A 25,455-nucleotide genomic window follows, 5' to 3' on the forward strand; every position below is an offset into this window, starting at 1 on the left:
TGCCACGTCCGCCCCGGCCGGCTGAGTGGTGCGATCCGGTCGTGAAGGGCACTCCGGGCTTCCGGAGGGTCGGTCCACCGGGTGATCTCGCCGACACCCCACACAGGTCCCGAGCCGCTACGGTTCGGGACCTGTGATGTCTTCGGAGCGTTCGAGACGGTCAGCGACGGTGACGTCGAGCGGGCGGGCGCGGTACAGGTCGTGAGGGGAAGGTGACGGTGACGGTGAGCCCACCCTCCGTTCGCGGGCTGGCGGTGATGGTGGCGTCGTGGGCCGTTGCGATCGCTTGGACGATGGACAGGCCGAGCCCCAGGCCGTCCGGGCGGGTGGCGCGGGCGGTGCCGTGGCGTTGGAAAGTCTGGAAGAGCCGTTCCACGGTGTCCTGAGCGACCACGGGCCCCGGGTTGCTGATCGTGAACACGGCATGGCCCTGCACGGTGCCGGTCTCCACTCGCACCCAGCCAGGCGAGGTGTTGTAACACAGCGCGTTGTCCACCAGGTTGGCGATCAGGCGTTCAGCGAGAGGACGGTGTCCTGACACGGGAGCGACGTCGTAGGACGCGTGGATCGTCACGCCGCGCCGGCCGGCTTCGGCGCTGCGGCTGTGGACGACTTCCTCGGTCAGTTGGGCCAGGTCGAAGGGGTGGCGGACGTCGAGTCCCGCGTGTCCGCGGGTCAGGGTGAGCAGTGCCTCGATGAGGCGTTCCTGGTGCGCTCCGGCGGCGAGGATCTGCTCGTGCGCCTCTCGCAGCGACTGCACGGTGGCCGTGGGGTCGGACAGGACGACCTGGCCGAGTGCCCGCTGGCGGGTCAGCGGGGTGCGGAGCTCGTGGGAGGCGTTGGCGACGAACTGACGCTGCGCCTGGAAGGACGCCTCCAGCCGGGTCAGCAGAGCGTCGATGGTGTCGCCGAGAGCCTTGAGCTCGTCGGCGGGTCCGTCGAGGGCCAGGCGCCGGTGCAGGTCCGTCGCCGAGATCTCCTCGGTGGCGGCGATGATCGTACGGAGCCTGCTCAGGATCCGCCCGGCGATGATCCAGCCGAGCACGACCGAGATCACCGCCATGAGGGCGAGCGCGATCGCGGAGTTGATCAGGAGCTGGTCCAGCATCGCGGCCGTTTGGCGCTGGAGTGCCTGTTGCAGCTCGGCCGGGAGCAACTGCACGGTGCGGGACTGGCCGGGGGGTGGCATCCCGGGGGAGGGCACGGGGGTGTGGTGGGGCGCGGGGATGAAGCTCTTGGCCATGCGGCCGGTGAGTGCGTTGCGCACCAGTGCGTACGTGATGGCGAGCAGGACGGTTCCGGAGATCAGGAACAGGCCGCCGTACAGGAGCGTCAGCCGCAGCCGGACGGTACGGCGGGGAAGGTGGGGACGGGCCAGCCGGCCGGCGAGCCGCGTGAGCGCCGACAGGGAGGCCATCAGATGCGGTAGCCCTGCCTGGCCACGGTCTCGATGATCGGTGGATCGCCGAGCTTGGCCCTCAGTCTGCTGATGGTGATCTTGACGGCGTTCGTGAAGGGGTCGGCGCTTTCGTCCCAGACTCGTTCGAGGAGTTCCTCGGCGGAGACCACTCGCCCTTCGGCGGCCAGGAGCAGCTCCAGCACGCCGAATTCCTTCGGCGCCAGATCGAGCGGCCGGCCCGCCCTGCTCACCCGGCGTCGCGCTGCGTCAAGTGTGAGATCACCGTGACGCAGCACCGGGGGAAGCGCGGGATGGACGCGGCGGGCCAACGCGCCGATCCGCGCCACCAGCGCGGGGAAGTCGAAGGGCTTGGTGAGATAGTCGTCGGCGCCCAGCCCGAGCCCGTCGACCAGGTCCTCCAGCGTGGCCGCGGCGGTCAGCATCAGGACCCGGCTGCGGCAGCCGGCGGCGAGGAGCTGTGCGCACACCTCGTCTCCATGCATGCCCGGCAGGTCGCGGTCGAGCACGATGACGTCGTAGTCGTTGAGCAGGGCACGCTCCAGCCCGCCGGGACCGTCGAGCGCCACGTCCACGGCCATCCGGGCCCTGCGCAGCCCCGTGGCCACCGTCTGCGCGGTCACCTCGTCGTCCTCCACCACGAGCACACGCACTCGCTACTCCCTCCGATCGAGAAACGTCACCCTGGCAAGCATCGCCCGAGGCCGGTTTCGGTGGCGTTTCGTCCGCAGGCCACGGCCCACGAAACCATGCCGAAACCATCGATCGATTACAACCATGCACACCTCACCGTGCACGCGTGGCCTCTGCGGACCGCTGGCGCGGGTACCTCCTCAGGACCTCATGGAGAGCGCCATGCGAAGCGTCGTCGATGCCGGCATCCGTCGAAAGGACCGCGTGCTGCGGGGGAGCGCGACGGCCGCATTGTTGGCCTGTCTCGCTCTGGCGGCGGCCTGCGGCGGTGGCGAGGCTCCGGCCAGGACCGTCGCCTCCGTGGCGCCCAAGGCAGGCACCACGGCGTCTCCGGCAGCGGGCGCCTCCACAGGAGACCCGTTGGCGTTCGCCGCGTGCATGCGTGCCAACGGCATGCCGGACTTTCCCGATCCCCAGCCTGGCAAGGGGCCTGCCCTCTCGCCGGAACTGGTCGACTCCCCGCAGTTCAAGACGGCCGAGAAAAGCTGCAAGCAGTACCAGCCGTCGGCTCCCGCCAAACAGCCCGCGCCCGACGACTCCTGGCCGATCTCGGACAAGCTCAAGTACGCGAAGTGCATGCGCGACAACGGGGTGCCGAGCTTCCCTGATCCCGACGACAACGGCGGATTCATCTTCCCGCAGAACGGCACCGTGGATCCCGCCTCCGAGCCGTTCAAGAAGGCCGAGCAGACGTGCAAGCAGTATCAGCCGCAGAACATGCCGAAGAAGGGGCAGATGAAGGGGGGTGACACGCCGTGAGTGCCGCCGCGCAGCGGGACGCCGGCCACGCGGACGCGCACGTGCCGCGCCCCCACCGAAGCCGGTCGGGTCCGCTGGTGGCGGTCCTCGCAGGCGGGGCGGCGATCGCCTGCGGTGTGTGGCTCGTGCTCTCCGGCCCGTTCGCCGCTGGGACGCCGTACTCTTCCGTCCGGACCGCAGCCGCCACCGCACTGGCCCAGGTGACCAGAGGCACCTTGTCGGCCAGGACGATGGAGAACGGCACGCTCGGCTACGCCGGCGATTACCAGGTGGTCAACAAGGCCGGCGGCACCATCACCGGGCTGCCCTCGGTGGGGCAGACCATCGGCCAGGGCAAGGTGCTCTACCGGGTGGATGGCAAGCCGGTGGTGCTGCTGCGCGGCGACGTGCCCGTCTACCGTAGCCTGTCCTGGGGCTCGCAGGGCGCCGACGTGCGGCAGCTGAACACCGCGCTGGTGAAGCTCGGATATGCCACCGACAACCAGATCGACCCTGGCTCCGACCACTTCGGCAGACAGACCTACTACGCCGTCAAAGAGCTGCAGGACGCGGTCGGGCTGGCGGAGACCGGCAGCCTGGCACTGGGCCAGGCGGTGTTCGTGCCGGCAGGGCGCATTCGCATCACCGAGGTCGTCGCGGTGCCCGGCGGCATGGCCGCGGCCGGTTCCGTGGTGCTGCGGGCCTCGTCCACGGCCCGCGAGGTCACCGTCGCGTTGAACGCCAGCCGTCAGTCGCAGGTCGCTGCCGGGGACAAGGTGACCATCACACTGCCCAACGGCAAGACGACCGCCGGCGTGGTCTCCTCGGTGGGCAAGGTGGCCGTCAAGGCCGACAGCGGCACCACCGTGGACGTCCGGATCAGGCCGCTCAAGCCGCAGGCGACAGGACGGCTCGACCAGGCGCCGGTGCAGGTCTCCATCGTGACCGACACGGTACGGGACGTGCTCTCGGTGCCGGTCAACGCGCTGCTGGCGCTGGCCGGCGGCGGCTACGCGGTCGAGGTCGTGGAGGCAACCGACCGGCATGAGCTGATCCCGGTGAAGACCGGGCTGTTCGACGACAGCGCCGGCAAGGTCGAGGTGAGCGGTGACGGTCTGGCGGCCGGCCAGGACATCGTGGTCCCGGGCACATGACCGGCGTCGGGCCGGATCGCCGGTCGCTGGGGGACCAAGAGGTCGGCGAGCCGGTGCTGCGGCTCGAACACGTGACGAAGATCTACCCTGGTGCCACTCCGGTCGTGGCGCTCGCCGAGGCCACCTTCACCGTACGGAGGGGCGAGCTGGTGGCCATCGTGGGCCCGTCCGGCTCCGGAAAGTCGACCCTGCTGCATGTGATGGGCACCCTGGACCGGCCCACCTCCGGGATCGTTCGCATCGTGGGGCAGGACGTGGCCCGCATGCCGGACCGCGCGCTGGCCCGGCTGCGGGCCGTGCGGATCGGGTTCGTCTTCCAGCAGTTCTTCCTGGCCCAGCAGGCCACCGCGCTGGAGAACGTGGCCGACGGGATGTTGTACTCGGGTGCCCGCCATCGGACCCGCCTGCCGGCCGCCGCAAGGGCCTTGGAAAGGGTCGGGCTCGGGCATCGCCTCCACCACCGGCCGCCGAAGCTGTCGGGTGGGGAACGGCAGCGCGTGGCGATCGCGCGTGCCCTGGTCGGCGACCCGGACATCGTGCTGGCCGATGAGCCCACCGGCAATCTCGACAGCGCCTCCGGCAACGCGATTTTCGCGTTGTTGCGGGAGCTCAACCTCGACGGCGCCACCATCATCATGATCACCCACGATCGGGAGCTGGCCGCACGCCTGCCTCGCCGCATCGAGGTCCTCGACGGCCGCATCGTCGCTGACACGGAAGCCGGCACGGAAGCCGGCACGGAGACCGGCGCCGCAAGGAACCGCCGATGACGACTACGGCCACTGGGCGGCTGCATCCGGCGGACCTGGCCCGCGTCGCGAGCGTGGGCCTGCGCACCCGTCGCGTGCGCGTCACGCTGTCCGCCCTGGGCATCGCCATCGGTGTCGCCGCGATGGTAGCCGTACTCGGACTGTCGGCCTCGTCACGGGCCGGCCTGCTGGCCGAGATCGACAAGCTCGGCACCAATCTGCTGACCGTCACCCCCGGCCAGACCATGATCGGCGCCGACGCCGAGCTTCCTCTGGACGCTCCCACGATGATCGCGAGGATCGGCCCGGTCGACTCCGTGGAGCACACCGGCAAGATCGAGGCCAACGCTTACCGTAGCCCCCACATCCCCAGCGTCAACACCAACTCGATCACCGTCTACGCCGCCAGCCTGAACCTGCTGGCGGCCGTACGCACAGCCGTCGCCCAAGGCCGGTACCTCAACGCCGCCACCGCCGAGCAGCCGGTCGCCGTGCTCGGCTCGGACGCCGCCGCCCGCCTGGGCATCGCCCGCATCCACCCGGACACCCGCATCTGGGTCGGCGGGCGATGGTTCTACCTGGCCGGCATCCTCCAGCCCGCCACCCTGACGCCCGAGATCGACGCCTCGGTGCTGGTCGGTTACCCGGCCGCGCGGCGGTATCTCGACTTCGACGGCCATCCCTCCACGGTGTACGTGCGTGCCCAGACCGAGCAGGTGAGCCAGGTGCAGCAAGTGCTCGCCGCCACGGCCAACCCGCAGAACCCGGGCGAGGTCAGCGTCAGCCGGCCCTCCGCCGCGCTGGTGGCCCGCGCCGCGGCACAGTCGGCACTCGACGGCCTGTTCCTCGGTCTCGGCGCGGTCGCGCTGCTGGTAGGCGGGATCGGTGTGGCGAACACCATGGTCATCTCCGTTCTCGAACGACGGTCGGAGATCGGGCTCAGGCGCGCGCTCGGGGCCACCAAGGGACATATCCGGTTGCAGTTCCTGGCCGAGGCGATCCTGCTCGCCGCGCTGGGCGGCGTCGCCGGAGTCGCGATCGGAGCGGCGGCCACGACCGTCTACGCCCACGTCAAGGGGTGGGCCACCGTGGTGCCCCCGCTCGCCTGGGGCGGCGGGCTCAGCGCCGCCGTCGCCATAGGCGCTCTCGCGGGACTGCTCCCGGCGCTGCGCGCCGCTCGTATGCAACCCACGGAGGCCCTCAGAAGCGTCTGAGCCCTGACCGCTTCCTGGCGCAGTGGGACGAGGACCGCGGCGCCAGGTATCGGCATGCCCGCTACCAGGTACTTCATCTCGCCGGCCGCACCGTGGATGAAACCATCCCGAAACTGTCACCCCCGTATACCTGTGACCCATCGGTTCGGCATCCGTAAATGCCCGGCGGGCCAGACCGCAATCCGCGCGTGATGCCGCCCCGCTTTCCGAACCCCGATCGAACGACGAAGGGAAGCCTGATGAGGCTCCGCAGCCGCGAAGATCATTCACCTGCCAGACCTCGTACCGAACGCCTGGCCGCTTTGCTGGCCGCCGCGTTCATGCTGACGACCTCGGCGTGCACGGCCGCCCAGGCCCAGGCCACGTCACCGAAGGCCGCCATCGACTGGCAAGCCTGCGAGGACGCCTCGGGCGTCGAGTGCGCGACCCTCAAGGTGCCCCTCGACTGGTCCAAGCCCAAAGGGAAGACGATCGAGATCGGCCTGGCCCGCCGCAAGGCCACCGGCGCCCGGATCGGCTCCATCCTCATGGACCCGGGCGGTCCCGGAGTGTCCGCGGTGGACGAGGTCAAGCGGAAGGAGAACCTGTTCACCCCCGCCATCAGCGAACGCTTCGACGTGGTCGGCTTCGACCCGCGCGGCGTCAACACCAGCACCCCCGTCACGTGTTCCACGGAACTGATCCAGAAGGCGGATGAGGCCAAGAGGTATGCCAGCCGTAGCGAGGCCGACTTCGAGGCCCTGCGACAGATCAACAAGGAGCTCAGCGAGGACTGCCGCGAACGTACCGGCCCGCTGTACGACCACGTCGACAACCTGCACGTCATCCAGGACATCGACGCCATCAGGCGCGCCCTGGGCGAGGACAAGATCACCCAGGTGGGGTACTCCTACGGCACCGAGATGATCCAGCAGTACGCCGAGAAGTACCCCCAGCACGTACGGGCCCTGGTCGCCGACGGCAACGTGGACCGCAGCCTGCAATCCGCCTGGGACTTCCTGGACGGCCAGACCGCCGCCATGGAGAACAACTTCAACCAGTGGGCGGACTGGTGCGACAAGACCCCCGACTGCGCCCTGTACGGCCTGGACACCAGAAAGGTCTACGGCGAGCTGCGCGAACACGCCAAGGACGGGACACTGGTGAACCCCGCCACCGGTGAGGTGCTCGACTTCGGCTGGTTGAGCAGCCGGGCCCAGGCCGTCAGCTTCCCGGAGGGCTGGAAGGAGCTGGCAACGGTCCTCAAGCCCGTGTACGACGGCATAGGGACCACCCCTACGCCCTCGCCCACCTCGACGCCGGAGCCGCCTGAGGTGCCCGAGACGAGGACCTATCCGCGGCAGGCGATGTGGTGCGAGGACTGGACCTTCGAGATCAAGGACTACGCCGAGCTCAAGAGCACCATCGCCCGTCTGTCCCAGCGCTACCCCAACGTCGAGTGGAACCCCAACGCCACCGACGGCGCGCTGGACTGCGTGGGTTGGGAAGGCAGGACCACCAACCCCCAGAAGCCCATCCAGGTGAAGGACGATCTGCCGCTGGTCATGATCGGCAACCTCAACGACCCCATGAGCGTCTACCAGTGGTCCAAGAACTCCGCCGAGCAGAGCGGAGCCACCCTGGTGACCTACGAAGGCTTCGGGCACACCATCTACCCCTCTACCGTCGCCTTCGGGCCCAGCACCTGCATCAACGACGCGATCGACGACTTCCTCATCGACCTCAAGACCCCCGATGCGGGCACGAGTTGCCCGGCCATCGAGGTGCCGGGCGAGGGCACGAAGCCGAGTCCTCTCGCTGAGTACTCCAACTGACATCACCGCCCCTCACCCACTGCCGGGAAGGCCGAACCAGGCACTCCCGGCAGTGCCCTGCCGTCCGGCGTGCCCGTATCAGCCCCGCGTGGCTGTTGCGGGCACGCCTCGATGTCGAGCGAACGCGCAACCGGGAAGGTGCCGACCACGCCACCGGATCACCTGGCGATCGATGCCCGCCCCTTGGAAGCGGCCGGCGAGGTGGCGTCGGTGCTGCGCCTGCCAGGCCGGAGCCGGACGTCAGGCCACCGGACAGTAAACGGCTTCGACGGTTTTGATCAGCACGGGGACGATGGCGTCGTCGCCGGCCGTGCTCCGGGTGACGGAAACGGCGAACTGCTGCCGGCCGTCGGTGGAGGCAAAGGTCAGTGTGGTGAAGCCGGGCGCCGAACCACCGAGCATCTGTCCTTGCAGCTTTCCCCCGCACAGGCCCTTACTCTGCTGTGCGCTCCCACCCGTCAGGACCTCCCGCAGCGCCGGCGGCAGCAGCTTGCCCTGATCGAGAGCCCGCCGGAAGGCGCTGACGTCTCGCGTGGTCGAGATGACGCCGCCGGCGCCGTTGCCCCAGCTTGCGTTCAGCCGGTGCACGTCGCGCAGAGTGCCGGTGGAATCAGGGTAGTAGCCGTGCCCGTGCGGGCCCTTGATGCCCTCCGGCGGCTTGGCGACATGGTAGGTCGCCGTCATGCCGAGCGGGCGGAAGATACGCCGGTCGAGCTCGGCGCCCAGGCCGTGCCCCGTCACCTTCTCGATGATCATGCCAATGAGGGTGTAATTGGTGTTGGAGTAGCTGTACGTCTCGCCCGGCTCGCCGGTTCGCGGCCGGCCCCGCGTCATCTTCACAAGGTCAAGAGGCCGGTAATAGGTGGTGAAGTCGAAGACGTCGAACGCCGGGGCAGTCGAGCCGCTCTCGTGGAACCAGTCAGGGATGCCAGAGGTGTGCTGGACCAGCTGCTGGACGGTGATGTCAGCGGCCCGTTCCACCAGCCCGTCGGCGGCCACCTCGGGCAGCAGATCGGCGAGCTTGTCATCAAGGCCGAGCCGGCCCTCCTCGACGAGTTGGAGGAGTACGGTGGCCACCATCGTCTTGGACTGCGAGCCGATGCGGAACCGGGAGTCCGCCGGAATGGCACCGCCCTTGCCGTTGAGCAGCCGGGACCCGGCGGTGCCCCGGCCGGCGAGCTTGCCGTCCACGTACGCGCCGCCGATGGCGCCCACGACGCCGGGCGTCTTGGCAAGGGTCTCCATCGCCTTCTGCACGTCCCCTACCTTGACGGGAGCGTCAACTGCCGAGGCGGTGGCGGCCGGGGCCGGGCTCAAGACCAGCACCATGCTCGCCAGGGAGGCCGCGCCAGTGAGCGTCGCTCGACGCAAAATCATGAAATTTCCTCTTCCAGGGATCGTCGGGGAGCGAATACTCCGCTGTCGAGCCACAAGTCCTAACAAGGGCGGTGTTTCCCCGGTGTTACCGGTGGCGGGGAGTCCGCAAGGCATCGTGCTCGGCGACTGAAAGTGGCGGCTGAAAGAGGCGGCCGAGCACGCGGAGGACTACGCCAGTCGGCGCATCGAGGGCCGGCACCACCCGCGAAGCCGTCCAGTACCATTTCCGCGTGCCAGGAACAGACTCGCAGGCCTCCGCGTACCGCAGCCGTAACTCCACGGCCGACCGGGCGCTGGACATCCTGTTGATGTTCGGCGACGACGTCACCGTCCTTTCGGCGAACCGCGTGGCCGAGCATCTCAACGTCGCTCGTTCGACGGCCTACCGCTACCTGCAGAGCCTGACGTCCACCGGATTCCTGGAGGAGAACGAGGGCGGATCGGGCTTCCGGCTCGGCCCTCGCATTCTCGACCTGGCGCGGCTCGCCCGTAAGGGCATCGGCCTGTCCGACCTGGCCCGGCCGGTCATGCGCGAGCTGGTGCGCGAGACTGGCTTCCCCGCCCTGCTGACCCGTCGTGCGGGTGCCTCGGTGGTCTGCCTGGAGCGGGAGGAAGCCGGTCAGACGCTGCGGTTGTCGTACGAGCGCGGTCAGGTCCTGCCGATCAACGCGGGCGCCGCCGCGCTCGCACTGCTGGCCTGGGCCCCCGTCGAAGTCGTCGAAGAGGTGCTCCGGCAGCCGCTCGTCAGGTTCACCGATGCGACGAACACCGATCCGGAACGGCTACGTGACCGGCTGCCGCAGATCCGGGACCAGGGATACGTCATCTCGCGAGGCGAGCTGGACCCCGACGTGCTCGGTGTGGCCGCGCCCGTGTTCGGCGCCGACGGCGGGCTGGTCGCCGCCGTGAGCATCGCCGCGCTGTCGCACCGTGTCACCGACGCTCAGGCGGTGGCGACCGCCGAAGTCGTCATGCGGGCGGCTCGTGAGCTCGGTGCCCAGGTCGCCAGGCTGGAGGTCGCCACCATCTGATCACGCGCGTGCGGGCTTCGTCACCGGGTGCCCATGCGCTCGGCGACCATGCGCTCGGCCGCCTCGGTCTCGGTGATGGACTGCGTCGCGGCTCGTTCCAGCACGTGGAGGACGGTCGTACGAATCCGGTCGATGTGCTCGTGGACGGCGCTCTCGTCGAAGCCGTCGAGCTCGTGCTCGCCCGCGATGAGACCGCCCGCGCTGATCACGAAGTCGGGCGCGAAGGCGATGCCGCGGCTCGCCAGTGCCCGCCCGGCGTCCGGGTCGGCGAGCTGGTTGTTGGCGGCGCCCGCCACCGCACGCACTCTCAGCCGCTCGACGGAGGCTCGTGTGAGCACTCCGCCGAGGGCGCACGGCGCCAGGATGTCGGCCTCCGCATCGAGGAGCGCCGTCGGATCGATCGACCTGGCGCCCAGCTCTGACGCCAGCGCGTCGGCCTTGGCGGTGTCGGTGTCGGCAATCGTGACGATGGCGCCGGCCGCCACGAGCAGGCGCGCCAGCTGGGCGCCGACGTTCCCGGCGCCCTGGATGGCTACGCGCACCCCTTCGAGCCGGTCACGGCCCAGCTTCCACTCCGCGACCGCCTCGATGCCACGGAACGTGCCGCGGGCGGTGTACGGGGCGGCCGGATGGTCCACGGCCACCACATGGGGGGTCACACTCCGGATCACCGCCAGGTCCTCGGTGCCGATGCCCACGTCAGGCGCGCACACGTACGCTCCGCCGTAGGAGTGCACCACCTGGCCCATGGCCTGCAGCAACGCGGGCGTCTTGGGACGCGAGGGGTCGGCGAGCACGCACGACTTGGCGCCGCCGGCGGCGACTCCCGCGAGCACCGCCTTGCGCGTCATCGCCGCCGACAGGCGCAGCACGTCGTCGATGGCGGCCTGCTCGCTGGAGTAAGGGCGATAGCGGATGCCTCCGCAGCCGCGGCCGTCCCGTTTGCGGTGGATGGCCACAAATGCGCGCAGGCCCGTCTCCGGGTCGTGGTGAAAGGCGAGGGATTCGTGCTGGTCGAAGCCAGGGCTTGACGTGATGGACATGCACTCTCTTCCCTTGAGTCCTGAATATCGGTACCTTGGTCTCAACATTCAGGAAAGAACGGAAGGGTGTCAACCGATGCGGACCGTTCTTTCGTCCACCTTCAACATCCTTCGCGCCAGCGGGTTGACGACCGTCTTCGGCAACCCGGGATCGAACGAACTGCCCTTCATCGGAAACCTGCCGAATGACTTCTCGTACGTGATGGGGTTGAACGAGGCGGTGGTGGTGGGCATAGCCGACGGGTACGCGCAGGCATCCGGCGGTCCGGCGCTGGTCAACCTGCACTCTGCCGCCGGCACCGGCAACGCGATGGGTGCGCTGACCAACGCATGGTACGCACACAGCCCACTGGTGATCACCTCCGGCCAGCAGGTCCGCGAACACATGGGCGGGGAGGCGATGCTGAGCAACGTGGCCGCCACGACGCTGCCGCAGCCGCTGGTCAAACTGGCCCTCGAACCGGCCCTTCCGGCCGACGTGCCGCGTTCCATGGCTCAGGCCGTCCACAGCGCGATGCTCCACCCCCGCGGCCCCGTCTACGTCTCGATTCCCTACGACGACTGGGATCGCGAGCTGGATACCGAGGTGCAGGCGCGACGGGTTCGCCAGGGAGGTGGCCTGCCCGCCGGAGACCTTGACGAGATCGCGGCGCGCCTGTCCACGAGCGAACGTCCCGTTCTGGTCCTGGGCGGCGACGTGGACGCCGCGCAGGCCAACGCCCTGGCGGTGCGGCTGGCGGACCGGGCTGGGCTGCCGGTCTGGATCGCTCCCTCGCCCTATCGCTGCCCGTTCCCCACCAGGCACCCGCGCTTCCAGGGAGTGCTTCCCGCGTCGATGCGGGGTGTCTCCGCCGCGCTGGCCGGGCACGACCTGATCCTGGTCGTGGGCGCGCCGGTCTTCCGCTACCACCAGTACGAACCCGGACCGCTCCTGCCGGACGGCGCGTCGCTCGTGCACATCACCTCGGACCCGGGCGAGGCAGCCCGGGCATGGTCCGGAGACGCCTTCGTCGGCGACGTGCCAGGCACGCTCGACGGCCTGCTCCGGCGCCTCCCGGAGAAGCAGGCGCCCGCCCCCGTGCCACGACCCCGCCAAGTCCTCAGCAGCGGGCCGGAGCGGGTGTTCGAGACGCTGAACCAGGTCGCACCCGAGTCGGCCATCTACGTGACCGAGTCGACGTCCACGGCGGACGCCTTCTGGACGACCATCGACATCTCGGCCCAGGGCGGCTTCTACTTCCCGGCGGCGGGCGGGCTGGGCTTCGGCCTGCCTGCCGCGCTGGGCGTACAGTTGGCGCAACCGGAGCGGAAGGTCATCGCCGTGATCGGGGACGGAGCCGCGAACTTCGCCATTCCCGCCCTGTGGACCGCGGCCCGCTACGACATCCCCGTCACCTACTTGATCCTCCAGAACAACGCCTACGGGGCGCTCCGCGGCTTCGCGGACCTGATGGACATTCAGCACCCTCCGGGCCTCGATGTTTCCGGAATCGACTTCTGCTCGATCGCGGAGGGGTACGGCGTGCGGGCGGAACGGGCCGAGGCCGGCCCCCATCTCGCTGACGTGCTGAAACCCGCGATGGACGCCGATGCCCCCAGCGTGATCGTGATCCCGACTTGAGAGAGGTGATGAACACATGCATACAGTCGTGATCGGCGGCGGCGTCATCGGCCTGGCGGTGGCGCACTATCTGACGCTTGAGGGCTGCGAAGTGACGGTCTTCGACCAGGGACCCGCCGGCATGGGATGCTCGTACGGGAACGGCGGCTGGATCGTGCCGCGTACGACGGCTCCCCTGCCCGCGCCGGGCATCGTGGGCTACACGCTCAGGTCGCTCGGCAGGCCGGCGTCGCCGGTCTACCTCAAGCCGCAGCCCAGCCTCGGTTTCGCGAAGTGGATGTGGGATTTCTGGCGCTCTTGCGACCGGGACAGCTACGAGCGCGGCCGTGCCGGGCTGGTCCGGCTCGGCGGGCGCAGCGTGGAGATGTTCCACGAGCTGTACGAACGAGCGCCGTTCGCGATCGGCTCTCTGGAGAGCATGCGCGTCTTCCGGCAGCCCGACGGTGCCGCGGGGGCCGCCGCCGAGCTCGCGTTCCTCAAGGAGCTCTCCATCGACGCCGACTACGAGGTCCTGTCGGGGGCCGAGGCGCGCTCGGCCGAGCCGGTCCTTTCCGGCAAGGCCGGCAGTGCCCTGCTCATGCGGGGCGACCTGCTGGTCGAACCCAAGTCGGTGTGTGACGCGCTGGCCGCGCAGATCGTCGCGAACGGCGGGACGATCAGGGAGAACGAGCGAGTGCTCGCCTTCAAGGTCCGCGACGGCGCGGTCACCGCGGTCCGGACGCAGGCCGACATCGTGGAGGCCGACGACGTCGTCATCGCCGGCGGCTCCTGGTCGTCCTTCCTGACCGGGCTGCTCGGCGTGCGACTGCCGCTGCAGGCGGGCAAGGGGTACAGCTTCTGCGTCGAGCTGCACCCTCGCCCCACCCGCGTCATCGACATCGCCGACGCCAAGACCGGCATCGCGCCTTTCGAGGACACGACCCGGGTCGTCGGCACCATGGAGTTGAGCGGCCTGAACTCCAGGATCGACCGGCGCCGGATCCGCGCGATGATCGCCGGCGCGTCGCCGTACGTGGAGAACTGGCCGGGGCAGGTCACCAGGGAGTGGGTGGGCCTGCGGCCGATGCTGCCGCACGGACTGCCGGTGATCGATCGGCTGTCACCGTACGAGAACGTGTACCTGTCGACCGGCCACGCCATGATGGGCGTCTCCCTGTCGCTGGCGAGCGGGTTCGAACTGGCCAGGTACGTGAGGAGTGGCACGCGGGCCGAGGTCCTGCGGCCGTTCACCCTGGGCCGGTACGGCCGCTTCAGCAAGCCCCGGCTCACCGGGTCGTGGACGGGCGCCGTCAAGGAACGTCTGGTCGTGCCGGACGGCGCCAACCCATAGGAGATCTCATGCCGGTGCGTCATCTTCCCCCCGCCTTCGACACGCTGCCCATCGCCAAGGCTTCGATCGCAGGCTCTCTCGTCTTCTGCACCGTCGTTCCCGAGGACGACAGCGGTGCGATCGTGGGCGCGTCGATCGTCGAGCAGGCCCGCGTCGTCTTCGCCAAACTGGCGGAAACCCTAAAGGAGTGCGGTTGCGAGCTCGGCGCCGTCGTCCACGTCACCGTATACCTGCCTGACATCGCCGATCGCGGCGGCATGACGCAGGTGTGGCGCGAGGTGTTTCCGGACACCCCGCCCGCAAGAGCCACGATCGGCGTGTCAAGCCTCGCCCATCCGGACATAAAGATTGAGATAACCGCAATTGCCTATAAAGGCGACTAGGGGCGCACGATGCCGGACAAAAGCCTGACGCGTATCCGGCTCCAGCGGCTCGTCGATGATCTCGGCTCGACCCTGCTGGAGGTCGTCGAGCCGGCCGGGGCGCTCGACACCGACGTCACCGGCGTCACGATCTTCGATCCGCACGATGAGCCGCCACTGTGTGCCGGGGAGCTGGTGCTCGGCGTCGGCCTCCAGGACGAGAAGCAGACCGCCGAAGTCATCGGCCGGCTCGCGCCGGCCAAGGTGGCGGCCCTGGTCGTCAAGGGCAACGTGAGCCTCGCGTTGCGGGAGCGGGCCAGGGATCAGGGTGTCCCGCTGATCGCGTTGACCCGCTCGGCGTCCTGGTTCCATCTCGCCGTACTCCTCCAGGCGCTGCTGGAGCGCTGGCTGGTCATCGACGGCGACCAGCACGGCACCAGCTCCGCCGGAGACCTGTTCGCCTTCGCCAACGCGGTCAGCGCGCTGGTCGACGCGCCGATCACGGTGGAGGATGAGGCCTCGCATGTGCTGGCCTTCTCCGGGCGGCAGGACGAGGCCGACCCCGGGCGGATCGAGACCGTCCTGGGCCGCCGGATGCCGCAGGGCACACGCAGAATGCTGGAGGAGTCCGGAGTCTTCCGGGAGCTCCACCGCAGCCGTGAGCCGATCTATGTGCCCGGTCCCGACGAGAGCGTGCTGCCGCGGGTCGCCGTGGCGGTCAGGGCGGGGGAGGAGGTGCTCGGCTCGCTGTGGGCGGTGGTCAGGGAGCCGTGGCCGGAGGACCGCATGAGAGCGCTGGCCACCGCCGCCGACATGGCCGCGTTGCACCTGCTCCGCCAGCGCAGCGCGCTCGACCTGGAGCGGCGGCTCAACGCGGAGCTGCTCCAGGCCGTTTTCGACGGCGGCCAGGACGCGGTCGAGGCGGCGAGCCGGCTGGGCCTGCGTGAGGGCTCTCTATGCGTGCTGACGGGGCAGCCGCTCGGCGTGGAGAGCGCCGATTACGAGATGGCCAGCCGGCATCTGGCCATCTCGCTCTCCCTGCACCTCAGTGCCATCCACCCGCGCTCCGCGGTCGCCTGGATCGGCGGCTTCGTCTACGCCGTGATCTCGGTCGCCGGCTGCGGCACCCAGGAGCGGGCCCTTCGCCGCGTCCACGCCACCGCGTCCGACTTCGTCTCCAGAATGGGCAACAGGACCCCGGCCGTGATCGGCGTCGGCGGACCAGTGCCCACCAGATCCCTGCTCGACCGCGCCAGAGCGGAGGCCGAGAGCACCGTGCGCGTGCTGCGCGACGGCGGCAGGGGCGCCGCGGCCTGCTTCGACGACGTCTTCCTGGAGACCGTGCTGGACAAACTGGACGATGTCCTCGCCGGTGAGGACCCGCGGGCGCGCGGCCCGGTGGCGCGTCTGCTCGCCTACGACGAGGCCAACGGCGCCGATCTGACCACTTCGCTCAAGGCATACCTCGACGCGTTCGGCGACGTCATCGCCGCCGCGGCGGTCACGGGGGTGCATCCGAACACCTTCCGCTACCGCCTGCGGCGCATCCGCGAGGTAGGCGACCTGGATCTGGACGACCCCAGGAGCCGGCTGGCCGCACTCGTGCAACTGGCCACGTTGCAGCGCCGTCCCTAGTCGTACGGCACGAGGCGGCGGCATGTCGCCGCTGTCACCATCGACCCATGGACGCGAAAGAACTGATCCGCGCGCTGAACGCCCGCGACGAGGCGGCCGGCCCGGACCTGCTGGCCCGGACCAAGGCGACGGGTCCCCTCGAGATCAGGGGTGAGTTGCTGTACGCCCCGCTGGTGCGCAACTGGTACGAGCTGACGGACTCGCTGGAGCTGATACCGGCGAAAGCCCCCGAGTGGCGCCCGCTGCAGTGCGGCATCGATGAACGCGCCCAGGCGGCCACCGGTTACCTGCTCGCGCTGGCCGAGGCCGATGTGTTCTCCGGCGTGGTGCGGCTCTCCCGCGGCGAGGAGATCCTTTTCGAGGAGGTTTACGGCTGGGCCGATCAGGATCGGCGGCGTCCCAACCTGCCCGGCACCCCGTTCAACGTCGGCTCGATGAACAAGATGATGACCTCCGCCTGCGTCGGGCGGCTGATGGAGCAGGGCGACGTGCGCCTGGACGACAAGGTCATCCGTCACCTGCCGGGCTTCCGTCCCGATATCACCGCCAGGATCACCGTCCGGCAGTTGCTCACCCACACAAGCGGGATGGGCGACTTCTTCGGCCCGAAGTTCTTCGCCGGAGGGCGGCACCGCCTCGAAACGATCGACGACCATCTGGACCTCATCCGCGATGATGAGCTGCTGTTCGAGCCGGGTGCCAGGTTCGAGTACAGCAACTCCGGCTTCGTCGTGCTGGGCGCGATCATCGAGGCCAGGTCCGGGTGCTCGTACGCCGACTACGTCCGCGAGCACGTCTTCGAGCCCGCGGGCATGCGCTCCAGTGATTTCCCCGCCTTCCACGAGCTCGATGGCCAGGCCATCGGATATACCAACTTCACCGCCCACGGCGCCGTCACCGGGCCCAGGAGGCCGCACGAGGACACCCTGCCACGGCGGGGCTCAGCACCGGGCGGCGGCTACTGCAGTGCCGAAGATCTGGCCCGGTTCGGCGCCGCCCTGATGCGGGACACGTTGATCGGCCCTGACGTCAAGGCGGCGCTGCTCGGCCTCCGGAGCGACAGCGGGTCAGGACGTCCCGGCGGCGTTCCGTACGCACATGGCTTCCAGGTGGAGAGCGAGCATGGCGTGCTGAGCTACGGGCACGGAGGCGGCGGGCCGGGCATCTCCGCGTTCATGGACGTCTTTCCCGATCAGGGCCTCACCCTCGTCGCCTTGTCGAACTACGACGATGGCGCACGACAGATCCGCCGGGAGCTGAGGCGCATCTTCTGGCCCGCCGCGTGATTCAGCGCCGGGCGCCGACCTTGGCGAGTTCCCGGGCTCCGTACGCGGACAGGTAGCCGCACGCCGAGATCAGCCGGAGCAGCTCCTGGGCGCTGCCCACCTCGCGTTCCAAGGTGTGACCGCCCACCCGCCGCGACTCCGGCACGGTCATCGCATAGTCGCAGGCCAGGGGAGAGGTGAAGTCGATCTCGACTCGCATCGTGCCGGGCACCGGCCGGCAGCTCAGCCCGCCACTGGAGGAGACCGCCTCGCGGGCCGCCGCCCGGATGCGTGCGGCGGCCGCGTGCGGGTGCAGCGAGCGGGCCGTGTGAAAACCGGTGGCCTGCTTGACCGCCACGACCCGCACGCCCGGGAGCTCCTTCTCAGCCGTCGAGCACACGGCGTCGTCCCCTGTGACGAGACCGACGGGCACGCCGAGCGAGGCGGCGTACAGGCCGTTCACCTCGGTCTCGCCCACCGGTCGCCCGTCGAGCCGGATCTGCAGGAAGTTCCCGGAGAAGCTGTGGGTCAGGACGCCGTGCTCACCCGACGCCGCGTGATAGCCGAGGAACAGCGCCACCGCGTCACCCTCGGCCAGGCCCTGCACCATGGCGCACGCCTTCGGCGTGCCGGTCACGAGCAGCGCCCGCGGATCCAGCTCGTCCTGGAGCAGGTTGTCCATGGTGCCGTGGCTGTCCTCGACCACGACCTCGTCGGCTCCGGCGTCGAAGGCACCCTGGACAGCGGCGTTCGCCTCGGCGGTCATCAGGCGCTGGGCGCGGGGATAACCGCTGCCGCCGCGGACGGTCTGGTCGAAGGTCGCGATGCCCGCGACGCCTTCCATGTCGATGGAGATGTAGACACGCATGCGGCGAAGCTAGCGCGCAGCCGATGAGCGGTTGTTGGTCGATCCGCACAATCCGGTGTCCGCCCCTTCTGACCGAGCGCACGAAACCTTGTTTGGCCCCGGCGACGACCCGGGCCACTTCTGCCTGTGCCGGACGACGAACACCTGCCAGACGCCAAGCCTCACCATGAACGAAACGACAAGCCACCTGGAGCAGCTGTGAAATCCTCCTTGGCGGTCACCGTGACGGCCACGGCCGTGGCTCTGAGCCTCTCGGCGTGCGGGGCAAGTGGATCCGGCGACAACGCGAAACCTGTGAGCGGAGCCACCTTCACCTACGCCGTCGGCACCGATCTCGGCAGCCTGGACCCGTATCAGGCGACGCTCAATGTCACGAGCACCTTCGACACCTTCCTGTACGGCACCCTGGTCTCCCTCGACGCGCAGGGCAACGCCCAGCCGCAACTCGCGCAGACCTGGTCGGTGTCCGGCACCAAGAAGGCGACCTTCACCCTTCGGGAGGGGATCACCTGCTCCGACGGCGCCCCGCTGACGGCGAGCGACGTGGCCGCCGTCATGACCTACCTGGGTGAGCCCGCCAACAAGTCGTCGCTCCTCGGGCAGTACGTGCAACCGGGGACCACGGCGACGGCCGACGACACGAACCGCGTCGTCACCGTCACCAGCGGCAAGCCCGACCCCTTCCTTCTGGAAGACCTCGGCTCGGTGCCGATCGTCTGCAAGGCGGGGATGGACGACCCCCGGCTGCGTACCGACGGGAAGGCGGGAACCGGCCCCTACAAGATCTCCGAGGTCGTGCAGGGGGACCACTACACCGCCGAACTGCGCACCGACTATGCCTGGGGCCCGGCCACCTGGACCGCTGAGCAGAAGGGTGTCCCGTCGAAGGTCACGGCCCGGGTCGTCGCCAACCCGACGACCGCGGCGAACCTGCTCCTGTCCGGCCAGCTCAATTATGCCGAGCTCACCGGTCCGGAGGAGCAACGCGTGGCCACGCAGAAACTGTTCACCGCCACCAGCGTCACACCCGCCGAAATCCTCTTCAACCAGGCGAATGGCCGCCCGACGGCGGACCGGGCCGTACGTGCCGCGATCGTCCAGGCCCTCGACCTCGCGCACATCGGCAAGGTGTTGTCCGCGGGAAAGGGAGAGCCGTTGCGCCAGCTCTTCCAGGGTGCCGTCCCCAATTTCTGCCCCGGCGACACGATCACCGGCCACATTCCCGCCTCCGACGTCTCCGCCGCGCAGAGCGCGCTGGACGAGGCCGGCTGGGTCCCCGGCGCCGACGGAATCCGCGTCAAAGACGGCAAACAGCTCTCCTTCGGCCTGATGTACATGAACAAGCCGAGTCAGTCCGCGGCGGCGGCCGAGCTGATACAGCAGCAGCTCAAGGCGATCGGAGTGAAGCTGACGCCGAAATTGGTCGACGGACCGGGGGCCAACAACTCCATCAGCAACGACAACTGGGACCTCTTCCTGGTCGGGCTCATGGTCAACAACCCCAGCGCCTTCGTGCCGTCGTTCTCCGGCCCGAGCTTCCCGCAGGGCGGTCAGAACTTCGGCAGCGTGAAAAACGCCTCCTACCAAGCGCTGACCGCCAAGGCCGCGACCATGCCGGGCAAGCAGGGCTGTGACACCTGGAATCAGGCCGAGGCCGCCCTGATCGAGAACCTCGACATCGTGCCGTTCTACGCACTCAAGTCGTCCATCTACGGCAAGGGCGCCACGTTCAGCACGACCCAGTTCGCGTGGTCCGTCCGGATGACCCCATGACGGCTTTCCTGCCTCGGAGGATCGGTCGGCTGCTCCTGTCGGTCTGGGTACTCGTCAGCGCCTCCTTCCTGATGATCCACGTCGTCCCCGGTGATCCCGTCCGCGCGGCGATGGGCTTGACCGCCTCGCCCGAGGTCGTCGAGGCCAGACGGCAGGCCCTCGGGCTGAACGATCCGCTGCCCGTCCAGTACATCAGCTACGTACGTAACCTGCTGACCGGCGATCTCGGTGCCTCCATCGTCTCGAACCTGCCGGTCTCGCAGGTCATCCAGCAGCGGCTGCCCGCCAGCCTCCAGATCGCACTGCCCGCGTTCGCGCTGCTGATGCTGCTCGCGGTGCCGATCGGCGTGCTGATGGCGGTGCTGACCCGCGGCGGGCGGAGAGCCTGCCTGAACCTGGGCTACACCACCGCCAGCGTGGTCGTCGGCGCGATTCCCGACTTCATCGTCGCGGTCGTGCTGGTGTACGTCTTCGCCGTACGTCTCGGCTGGTTTCCCGTGGCGGGGCGCGAGAGCGCCGGCTCCTTCGTGCTGCCCGTGCTCACCCTCGCGGTCGGGGGAGCGGCGGTGCTGTCGCGCATCGTGCGCGCCGAGACCTTGTCGGTGCTGGACCACGACTTCATTCGCACGGCCAGGGCGAAACGGCTGCCCGCCCTCCTGATCTACCTGCGGCATGCCGTACCGAACGCCGTGACGGCCACGCTCACCCTCGGCGGCATGCTGCTGGCCGGCCTGGCCGCCGGGACCGTGCTCGTGGAGAACGTGTTCCAGTGGCCGGGGCTCGGCACGATCCTCGTCCAGTCGATCCAGCAGAAGGACTACCCGGTCGTCCAGGCGCTGGTCCTGGTGTACGGCGGGCTCACCCTGGTCGTGAACCTCTGCGTCGACGTCTTGCTGGCCGTGCTCGACCCGCGTTCGGCCGTGAAGGAGGGCTGAGGCGTGGCCAAGCTGATCCGCAGCCCGCTCGGCGTGATCGCCACCTTCCTGATCCTCCTGGTGCTGGTGACCGCCGTCTTCGCGCCGATCCTGTGGGGCGCCAACGCCGAGGCCATCGACACCGACGCGCTGTCGCAGGGACCGTCGGCCGCCCATGTCTTCGGCACCGACTCCTTGGGGCGCGACATCCTCTACCGGCTGCTCGTCGCCACCCGGCTGTCGATCGGGCTCACCCTGGCGGCCACCCTGCTCGGCGTCGCGACAGGAATCGTGCTCGGAACGGCGCCCTCGATCCTGGGACGCCGCATCGGCCGCCTCGTCACGGCGATCGTGAACATCGCCGTGGCCTTCCCGGCACTGCTGCTCATCCTCTTCTTCGCGGTCGTCTTCGGAACCACGACCCGCGGCGCGGTGCTGGCGCTGGCCGCCGCCATGGCGCCGTTCTACGCGAGGCTCACGCAAACACTGGCCGCTTCGGTGTCCGGGCGCGACTTCATCGCCGCCGCCCGGGTGGCAGGGGTCGGGCGCATGCGCATTCTGGTGCGGCATCTCCTGCCGAACATGGCCGAACAGTTGATCATCAACGCCATGGTCGGTGCCGGCAGCACCCTGGTGGCCTTCGCCGGGCTGTCCTTCCTGGGCATCGGCGTGCAACCGCCGCAGTACGACTGGGGACGGATACTCAACGAAGGACTGCTGGGCATCTACGTCAACCCGGCGGGCGCGCTCGCGCCGGCCGCCGCAGTCGTGCTGGCCACCCTCGCCTTCAACCTCTTCGGGGAGGCTGCGGCGCTGGTCATCGGCGTGCAGGTCCCGAGCCGGCCCTACTCCAGCCGTCCTTTCGCCGGCCGGGCGAAACGGGAGCGCGCCGGCGACGATGACGTGCCGATGCTCGAGGTGGACAACCTCCGGGTCTCCTATCCGGCGCGTCACGGCTGGACGAGCCCGGTGCGCGGCGTCAGCTTCAGCATGCGCGCCGGTGATTCGGTCGGCATCGTGGGCGAGTCAGGCTCCGGCAAGTCGCTGACCGCGCTCGCGATCGCCAAGCTGATCGAGCGGCCCGGGTCCGTCACCGCCGACCGGCTCACCTTCCTGGGCAGGTCTCTGCTCAACGGAGATGACCGCCGCCTGCGGCGCATGCTCGGCACCTCGCTCGCGATGGTGTTCCAAGATCCGATGACCTCGCTCAATCCCGCCATCAGAGTCGGCAGGCAGCTCTCGGAGATCTCCGTCCAGCATCAGGGGCTGAACCGCCGCCAGGCCATGGACAAGGCTGTCGGCGTGCTGGAGGCAGTGCGCATCCAGGCCGCGCGCCGCCGGGCACGGCAGTATCCGCACGAGTTCTCCGGCGGCATGCGCCAGCGCGTCATGATCGCGATGGGACTCATGGGAACGCCGAAGCTGATCGTGGCCGACGAGCCGACCACTGCGCTGGACGTCACCGTGCAATGGCAGGTGCTGCGCCTGTTGCAGGAGGCCCGCGCCAAGGAGGGCGCAGCGATCCTGCTCATTTCCCACGACATCGGCGTCATCGCCGAGACATGCGAGCGGGTGATGGTGATGTACGCGGGCCGGATCGTGGAAGACCTGCCGGCCGCCAACCTGTTCAGTCGCGCCCGCCATCCGTACACCCGGGCGCTGCTCGCCTCGGTGCCCGACCTTGAAACGGATCGCGAACGGCCGCTGGCCACCATTCCCGGCCGGCCACCCGATCCCCACGCCATGCCCGCGGGCTGCGCGTTCGCGCAGCGATGCTCGTTCGCCGACGACCTGTGCACCAGCAGCGAGCCGGCGCTGACCCCTCTCGGCGACCGGCACCGCATCGCCTGCTGGCAACCCCAGAGCCCGGAGGCAGGCGATGAATGATCTCCTCTTCGAGGACGTCACCGTCCGCTACGGCAGCGGGAAGCACAGCATGACCGCGGCCGACGGCGTCACGCTCACCGTCCCCGGCGGCAAAGTCGTGGGGCTGGTCGGGGAGTCAGGCTCGGGCAAGTCCACCCTCGCCCGCGCGGCCGTCGGTCTCGTGCCACTGACCTCGGGCCGCATCCTGCTGGACGGGGCCGATCCACACCGCGCGATCCAGATGATCTTCCAGGACCCGTACGCCTCCCTCGACCCGCGCATGACCATCGGCGCGTCGATAGCCGAGGCGATCCCCAGAACCGTCGCCCGCCGCCGGGCCGAACGGCAGGCCGACGTGGCACGGCTCCTGGAGCTCGTCAACCTCGACCCCGGCCGGATCTCCATGCGGCCCGGCAGGCTGTCCGGCGGCCAGCGCCAGCGAGTGGCGCTGGCCAGAGCTCTGGCCGCGCGCCCGAAGGTGATCGTCGCTGACGAGATCACCTCGGCACTGGACGTTTCCGTTCAGGGCGGCGTGCTCAACGTCATCCGGGAATTGCGGCGCGCTCTGGACCTCAGCATGCTCTTCATCTCCCACGATCTGGCGGTGGTGCGTTACGTCAGCGACTACGTGGCGGTGATGTATTTGGGCCGGATCGTCGAAGCAGGCCCGACCGACGAGGTTCTGCGCGCTCCGCAACATCCGTACACAAGGGAACTCCTCGAGGCCGCACCGCACCGTCACAAGCGCGTGCACCTCGCGGGCATGGAGGCGGACCCGCCCGACCCGCATCACCCGCCTGCGGGGTGCCGTTTCCACCCTCGTTGCTCCATCCACCAGCTCATCGGGCCCGACCAGGAGCTCTGCCGCCGCAGCGACCCTCAAAGGGGCGCCATGCAGCGCATGCACCAGGCGGCCTGCCACTTCGCAGACAGCTTGTCGTACCAGGAGAGGAAGCAGGGCCATGTCCACGACGATTCGCAGTGAGTTGTACATCGGCGGGCAGTGGGTGCCACCCCACGGGCAGGAAACGCTCACTGTGCGATCGGCGGCCACCGAGGAGGTCATCGGGTCGGTCCCCGCGGCGGCCCCGGCCGACGTCGACGCGGCCGTGGCCGCCGCGAAGGCGGCGTTCCCCGGGTGGCGGGCCTGGGCGCCGGAAAGGCGCGCCGCGATCCTCGACCGGTTCGCCGACGAGATCGACGAACGCACCGAGGAGATCATCACAGCGATCTCCCGGCAGAACGGCATGCCGATCACCGTCGCCCGCAGGCTGGAAGCGGGCTTCTCCTCGCTGCTGCTCCGCTACTACGCCAGGCTCGTCCGGCACCAGCCGGCGGCCGAGGTGCGGCCGGGTCTCCTGGTCAGTCAGACGTCCATCCGCAGGCACCCCATCGGTGTGATCGCCGCGATCGTGCCGTGGAACGTGCCCCAGACGCTGACCTTCACCAAGGTCGCCCCAGCGCTGGCCGCCGGATGCACGGTCGTGGTGAAACCCTCACCGGAGACGGTCCTCGACGCCTACCTGATCGCCGAGGCCGCGCTGGCGGCGGGAGTTCCCCAGGGAGTTCTCAGCATCGTGCCCGGCGGGCGTGAGCTGGGTGCCTACCTCGTTTCCCATCCGGGTGTGGACAAGGTGGCGTTCACCGGCTCCACCGAGGGCGGCAGAGCCGTGGCCGAAGCGTGCGCTCGGCTGTTGCGGCCGGTGTCGCTGGAGCTCGGAGGCAAGTCCGCGGCCATCTTCCTGGACGACGCCGACCTCGACCCGGACGCGATCGGGGAGTCGTTGTTCGCCGCGACGCTGGTCAACAACGGTCAGGTGTGCTTCCTCGGCACCAGGATCCTCGCGCCGCGCAGCCGTTATGCCGAGGTTCTGGGGCTGTTGGAGGCGGTCGTGCGCGCGTCGCCCGTCGGCGACCCGCTGGACGAGAGCACCCTGATCGGGCCGCTGGCCAGCGCTCGCCAGCGCGATCGCGTCCAGGGCTACATCGAGATGGGGCGCGCCGAAGGCGCCAGAGTCGTGGCCGGCGGCGGACGGCATCCAGGGCCTGGCTGGTTCGTGCAGCCGACGATCTTCGCTGACGTCGACAATTCCTTCCGTATCGCCCAGGAAGAGATCTTCGGGCCCGTACTGTCGGTGATCCCGTACGACACTGACGACGACGCCGTCAGGATCGCCAACGACACCATGTACGGCCTGGGCGGGACCGTGTGGTCCGCGGACACCGAACGCGCGGCGTCCGTGGCAGCGCGCGTGCAGACCGGCACCATCGGCATCAACGGCTACGCACCCGAACCCACGGCGCCGTTCGGCGGCATCAAGGCCAGTGGCATCGGCCGGGAATTCGGCCCCGAGGGGCTGGCGAGCTACCAGAACCTGCAGTCCATCTACTTCCCCTGATGGGCGCGAGCGACGCCCTCAGCGCCGGGCAGCGCGCGTAGCACGTTACGCCCAGCCAGTTTCGTCAGTCAGCGTCCGGTCAGCCGATGGCCGGCCGCGGCTGGTCGCTCGCGTCCGGGGGAAGGAGCAAACACCCTGGACCGAGGAATGGGAGAAGATCGCCGGCGCCCTGGTGATCCGCAGGGCGTGGCG

General features: G+C 69.4%; 21 protein-coding genes. 16 read left to right on the forward strand and 5 right to left on the reverse strand.

What is annotated here, in order from left to right; genetic code table 11:
* Window positions 1–160: 160 nt before the first annotated feature.
* Entirely contained in the window at window positions 161–1,417 is a 1,257-nt protein-coding gene (locus tag HCN51_RS47850) for a sensor histidine kinase (RefSeq protein ID WP_168018661.1), read from the reverse strand.
* Window positions 1,417–2,070 carry a response regulator gene (locus tag HCN51_RS47855; RefSeq protein WP_168018663.1) on the reverse strand — a complete coding sequence of 218 codons (654 nt, stop codon included), beginning with the start codon at window positions 2,068–2,070 and terminating at the stop codon, window positions 1,417–1,419. The genes HCN51_RS47850 and HCN51_RS47855 overlap by 1 nt, the downstream gene beginning before the upstream one ends.
* Window positions 2,071–2,272: 202 nt before the next feature.
* Here HCN51_RS47855 and HCN51_RS47860 point away from each other — a divergent pair, with 202 nt between their 5' ends.
* The 5 genes from HCN51_RS47860 to HCN51_RS47880 all read left to right on the forward strand — a co-directional run bounded on the left by HCN51_RS47860 (window position 2,273) and on the right by HCN51_RS47880 (window position 7,779).
* Window positions 2,273–2,869, forward strand: coding sequence for a hypothetical protein (locus tag HCN51_RS47860; protein WP_168018665.1), 597 nt, complete (start codon window positions 2,273–2,275; stop codon window positions 2,867–2,869).
* A 200-nt stretch (window positions 2,870–3,069) separates the two neighbouring features.
* Window positions 3,070–4,002 carry a peptidoglycan-binding protein gene (locus HCN51_RS47865; protein WP_168018667.1) on the forward strand — a complete coding sequence of 311 codons (933 nt, stop codon included), beginning with the start codon at window positions 3,070–3,072 and terminating at the stop codon, window positions 4,000–4,002.
* Window positions 3,999–4,772, forward strand: coding sequence for an ABC transporter ATP-binding protein (locus HCN51_RS47870; RefSeq protein WP_168018669.1), 774 nt, complete (start codon window positions 3,999–4,001; stop codon window positions 4,770–4,772). Before HCN51_RS47865 ends, HCN51_RS47870 begins: the two co-directional genes overlap by 4 nt.
* Window positions 4,769–5,965, forward strand: a complete 1,197-nt coding sequence (locus tag HCN51_RS47875; protein ID WP_168018671.1) for an ABC transporter permease — start codon at window positions 4,769–4,771, stop codon at window positions 5,963–5,965. Before HCN51_RS47870 ends, HCN51_RS47875 begins: the two co-directional genes overlap by 4 nt.
* Window positions 5,966–6,204: 239 nt before the next feature.
* Window positions 6,205–7,779, forward strand: coding sequence for an alpha/beta hydrolase (locus tag HCN51_RS47880; protein WP_168018673.1), 1,575 nt, complete (start codon window positions 6,205–6,207; stop codon window positions 7,777–7,779).
* Between the two features lie 240 nt (window positions 7,780–8,019).
* Here the strand turns inward: HCN51_RS47880 and HCN51_RS47885 are convergent, their stop codons facing one another.
* Window positions 8,020–9,108, reverse strand: coding sequence for a serine hydrolase domain-containing protein (locus HCN51_RS47885; protein WP_168018675.1), 1,089 nt, complete (start codon window positions 9,106–9,108; stop codon window positions 8,020–8,022).
* 278 nt (window positions 9,109–9,386) lie between these two features.
* Here HCN51_RS47885 and HCN51_RS47890 point away from each other — a divergent pair, with 278 nt between their 5' ends.
* On the forward strand, window positions 9,387–10,187 hold the full coding sequence (locus HCN51_RS47890; protein ID WP_206068743.1) for an IclR family transcriptional regulator domain-containing protein: 801 nt from the start codon (window positions 9,387–9,389) through the stop codon (window positions 10,185–10,187).
* A 20-nt stretch (window positions 10,188–10,207) separates the two neighbouring features.
* Here the strand turns inward: HCN51_RS47890 and HCN51_RS47895 are convergent, their stop codons facing one another.
* Window positions 10,208–11,230 carry a Glu/Leu/Phe/Val dehydrogenase family protein gene (locus tag HCN51_RS47895; protein WP_168018677.1) on the reverse strand — a complete coding sequence of 341 codons (1,023 nt, stop codon included), beginning with the start codon at window positions 11,228–11,230 and terminating at the stop codon, window positions 10,208–10,210.
* 76 nt (window positions 11,231–11,306) lie between these two features.
* On the opposite strand from HCN51_RS47895, the gene mdlC reads away from it, so the two are divergent.
* The 5 genes from mdlC to HCN51_RS47920 are packed head-to-tail and all read left to right on the forward strand — an operon-like array spanning window position 11,307 to window position 17,464.
* Window positions 11,307–12,851: a benzoylformate decarboxylase gene (mdlC, locus tag HCN51_RS47900; RefSeq protein WP_168018679.1), complete on the forward strand. Its 1,545-nt coding sequence runs from the start codon at window positions 11,307–11,309 to the stop codon at window positions 12,849–12,851.
* A 16-nt stretch (window positions 12,852–12,867) separates the two neighbouring features.
* Window positions 12,868–14,181, forward strand: a complete 1,314-nt coding sequence (locus HCN51_RS47905) for an NAD(P)/FAD-dependent oxidoreductase (protein WP_168018681.1) — start codon at window positions 12,868–12,870, stop codon at window positions 14,179–14,181.
* Window positions 14,182–14,189: 8 nt separating this feature from the next.
* Complete coding sequence (locus tag HCN51_RS47910) at window positions 14,190–14,564, forward strand: RidA family protein (protein ID WP_168018687.1); 375 nt, start codon at window positions 14,190–14,192, stop codon at window positions 14,562–14,564.
* A 9-nt stretch (window positions 14,565–14,573) separates the two neighbouring features.
* Window positions 14,574–16,178: a helix-turn-helix domain-containing protein gene (locus HCN51_RS47915; RefSeq protein WP_168018689.1), complete on the forward strand. Its 1,605-nt coding sequence runs from the start codon at window positions 14,574–14,576 to the stop codon at window positions 16,176–16,178.
* A 47-nt stretch (window positions 16,179–16,225) separates the two neighbouring features.
* Window positions 16,226–17,464, forward strand: coding sequence for a serine hydrolase domain-containing protein (locus tag HCN51_RS47920; RefSeq protein ID WP_168018691.1), 1,239 nt, complete (start codon window positions 16,226–16,228; stop codon window positions 17,462–17,464).
* A 1-nt stretch (window position 17,465) separates the two neighbouring features.
* Here HCN51_RS47920 and HCN51_RS47925 read toward each other — a convergent pair whose 3' ends face one another.
* The gene (locus HCN51_RS47925) at window positions 17,466–18,311 is read right to left on the reverse strand and encodes a M55 family metallopeptidase (RefSeq protein WP_168018693.1); all 846 of its coding nucleotides are present in this window, start codon (window positions 18,309–18,311) and stop codon (window positions 17,466–17,468) included.
* Window positions 18,312–18,437: 126 nt separating this feature from the next.
* On the opposite strand from HCN51_RS47925, the gene HCN51_RS47930 reads away from it, so the two are divergent.
* Genes HCN51_RS47930 through HCN51_RS47950 form a run of 5 tightly spaced genes read left to right on the forward strand, consistent with a single transcriptional unit; the run spans window position 18,438 to window position 25,263 of the window.
* Window positions 18,438–20,084, forward strand: a complete 1,647-nt coding sequence (locus tag HCN51_RS47930; RefSeq protein ID WP_168018695.1) for an ABC transporter substrate-binding protein — start codon at window positions 18,438–18,440, stop codon at window positions 20,082–20,084.
* The gene (locus HCN51_RS47935; RefSeq protein WP_168018697.1) at window positions 20,081–21,019 is read left to right on the forward strand and encodes an ABC transporter permease; all 939 of its coding nucleotides are present in this window, start codon (window positions 20,081–20,083) and stop codon (window positions 21,017–21,019) included. The genes HCN51_RS47930 and HCN51_RS47935 overlap by 4 nt, the downstream gene beginning before the upstream one ends.
* Window positions 21,020–21,022: 3 nt before the next feature.
* Window positions 21,023–22,885 (forward strand): dipeptide/oligopeptide/nickel ABC transporter permease/ATP-binding protein, encoded by a 1,863-nt coding sequence (locus tag HCN51_RS47940; protein ID WP_346434057.1) that lies wholly within the window; start codon window positions 21,023–21,025, stop codon window positions 22,883–22,885.
* 49 nt (window positions 22,886–22,934) lie between these two features.
* Window positions 22,935–23,849 (forward strand): oligopeptide/dipeptide ABC transporter ATP-binding protein, encoded by a 915-nt coding sequence (locus tag HCN51_RS47945; protein ID WP_240974015.1) that lies wholly within the window; start codon window positions 22,935–22,937, stop codon window positions 23,847–23,849.
* Window positions 23,827–25,263 (forward strand): aldehyde dehydrogenase, encoded by a 1,437-nt coding sequence (locus tag HCN51_RS47950; protein ID WP_168018701.1) that lies wholly within the window; start codon window positions 23,827–23,829, stop codon window positions 25,261–25,263. The genes HCN51_RS47945 and HCN51_RS47950 overlap by 23 nt, the downstream gene beginning before the upstream one ends.
* Window positions 25,264–25,455: the final 192 nt, after the last annotated feature.

The organism is Nonomuraea composti, assembly GCF_012034275.1.
GTDB classification, from domain to species: Bacteria; Actinomycetota; Actinomycetes; order Streptosporangiales; family Streptosporangiaceae; genus Nonomuraea; species Nonomuraea composti.

Coding starts and splice junctions, on each gene's coding strand:
- HCN51_RS47850 (WP_168018661.1), bottom strand. CDS start 1,417: ATGGCCTCCCTGTCGGCGCTCACGCGGCTCGCCGGCCGGCTGGCCCGT.
- HCN51_RS47860 (WP_168018665.1), top strand. CDS start 2,273: ATGCGAAGCGTCGTCGATGCCGGCATCCGTCGAAAGGACCGCGTGCTG.
- HCN51_RS47870 (WP_168018669.1), top strand. CDS start 3,999: ATGACCGGCGTCGGGCCGGATCGCCGGTCGCTGGGGGACCAAGAGGTC.
- HCN51_RS47875 (WP_168018671.1), top strand. CDS start 4,769: ATGACGACTACGGCCACTGGGCGGCTGCATCCGGCGGACCTGGCCCGC.
- HCN51_RS47880 (WP_168018673.1), top strand. CDS start 6,205: ATGAGGCTCCGCAGCCGCGAAGATCATTCACCTGCCAGACCTCGTACC.
- HCN51_RS47885 (WP_168018675.1), bottom strand. CDS start 9,108: ATGGTGCTGGTCTTGAGCCCGGCCCCGGCCGCCACCGCCTCGGCAGTT.
- HCN51_RS47895 (WP_168018677.1), bottom strand. CDS start 11,230: ATGTCCATCACGTCAAGCCCTGGCTTCGACCAGCACGAATCCCTCGCC.
- mdlC (WP_168018679.1), top strand. CDS start 11,307: ATGCGGACCGTTCTTTCGTCCACCTTCAACATCCTTCGCGCCAGCGGG.
- HCN51_RS47905 (WP_168018681.1), top strand. CDS start 12,868: ATGCATACAGTCGTGATCGGCGGCGGCGTCATCGGCCTGGCGGTGGCG.
- HCN51_RS47910 (WP_168018687.1), top strand. CDS start 14,190: ATGCCGGTGCGTCATCTTCCCCCCGCCTTCGACACGCTGCCCATCGCC.
- HCN51_RS47915 (WP_168018689.1), top strand. CDS start 14,574: ATGCCGGACAAAAGCCTGACGCGTATCCGGCTCCAGCGGCTCGTCGAT.
- HCN51_RS47920 (WP_168018691.1), top strand. CDS start 16,226: ATGGACGCGAAAGAACTGATCCGCGCGCTGAACGCCCGCGACGAGGCG.
- HCN51_RS47925 (WP_168018693.1), bottom strand. CDS start 18,311: ATGCGTGTCTACATCTCCATCGACATGGAAGGCGTCGCGGGCATCGCG.
- HCN51_RS47935 (WP_168018697.1), top strand. CDS start 20,081: ATGACGGCTTTCCTGCCTCGGAGGATCGGTCGGCTGCTCCTGTCGGTC.
- HCN51_RS47945 (WP_240974015.1), top strand. CDS start 22,935: ATGACCGCGGCCGACGGCGTCACGCTCACCGTCCCCGGCGGCAAAGTC.
- HCN51_RS47950 (WP_168018701.1), top strand. CDS start 23,827: ATGTCCACGACGATTCGCAGTGAGTTGTACATCGGCGGGCAGTGGGTG.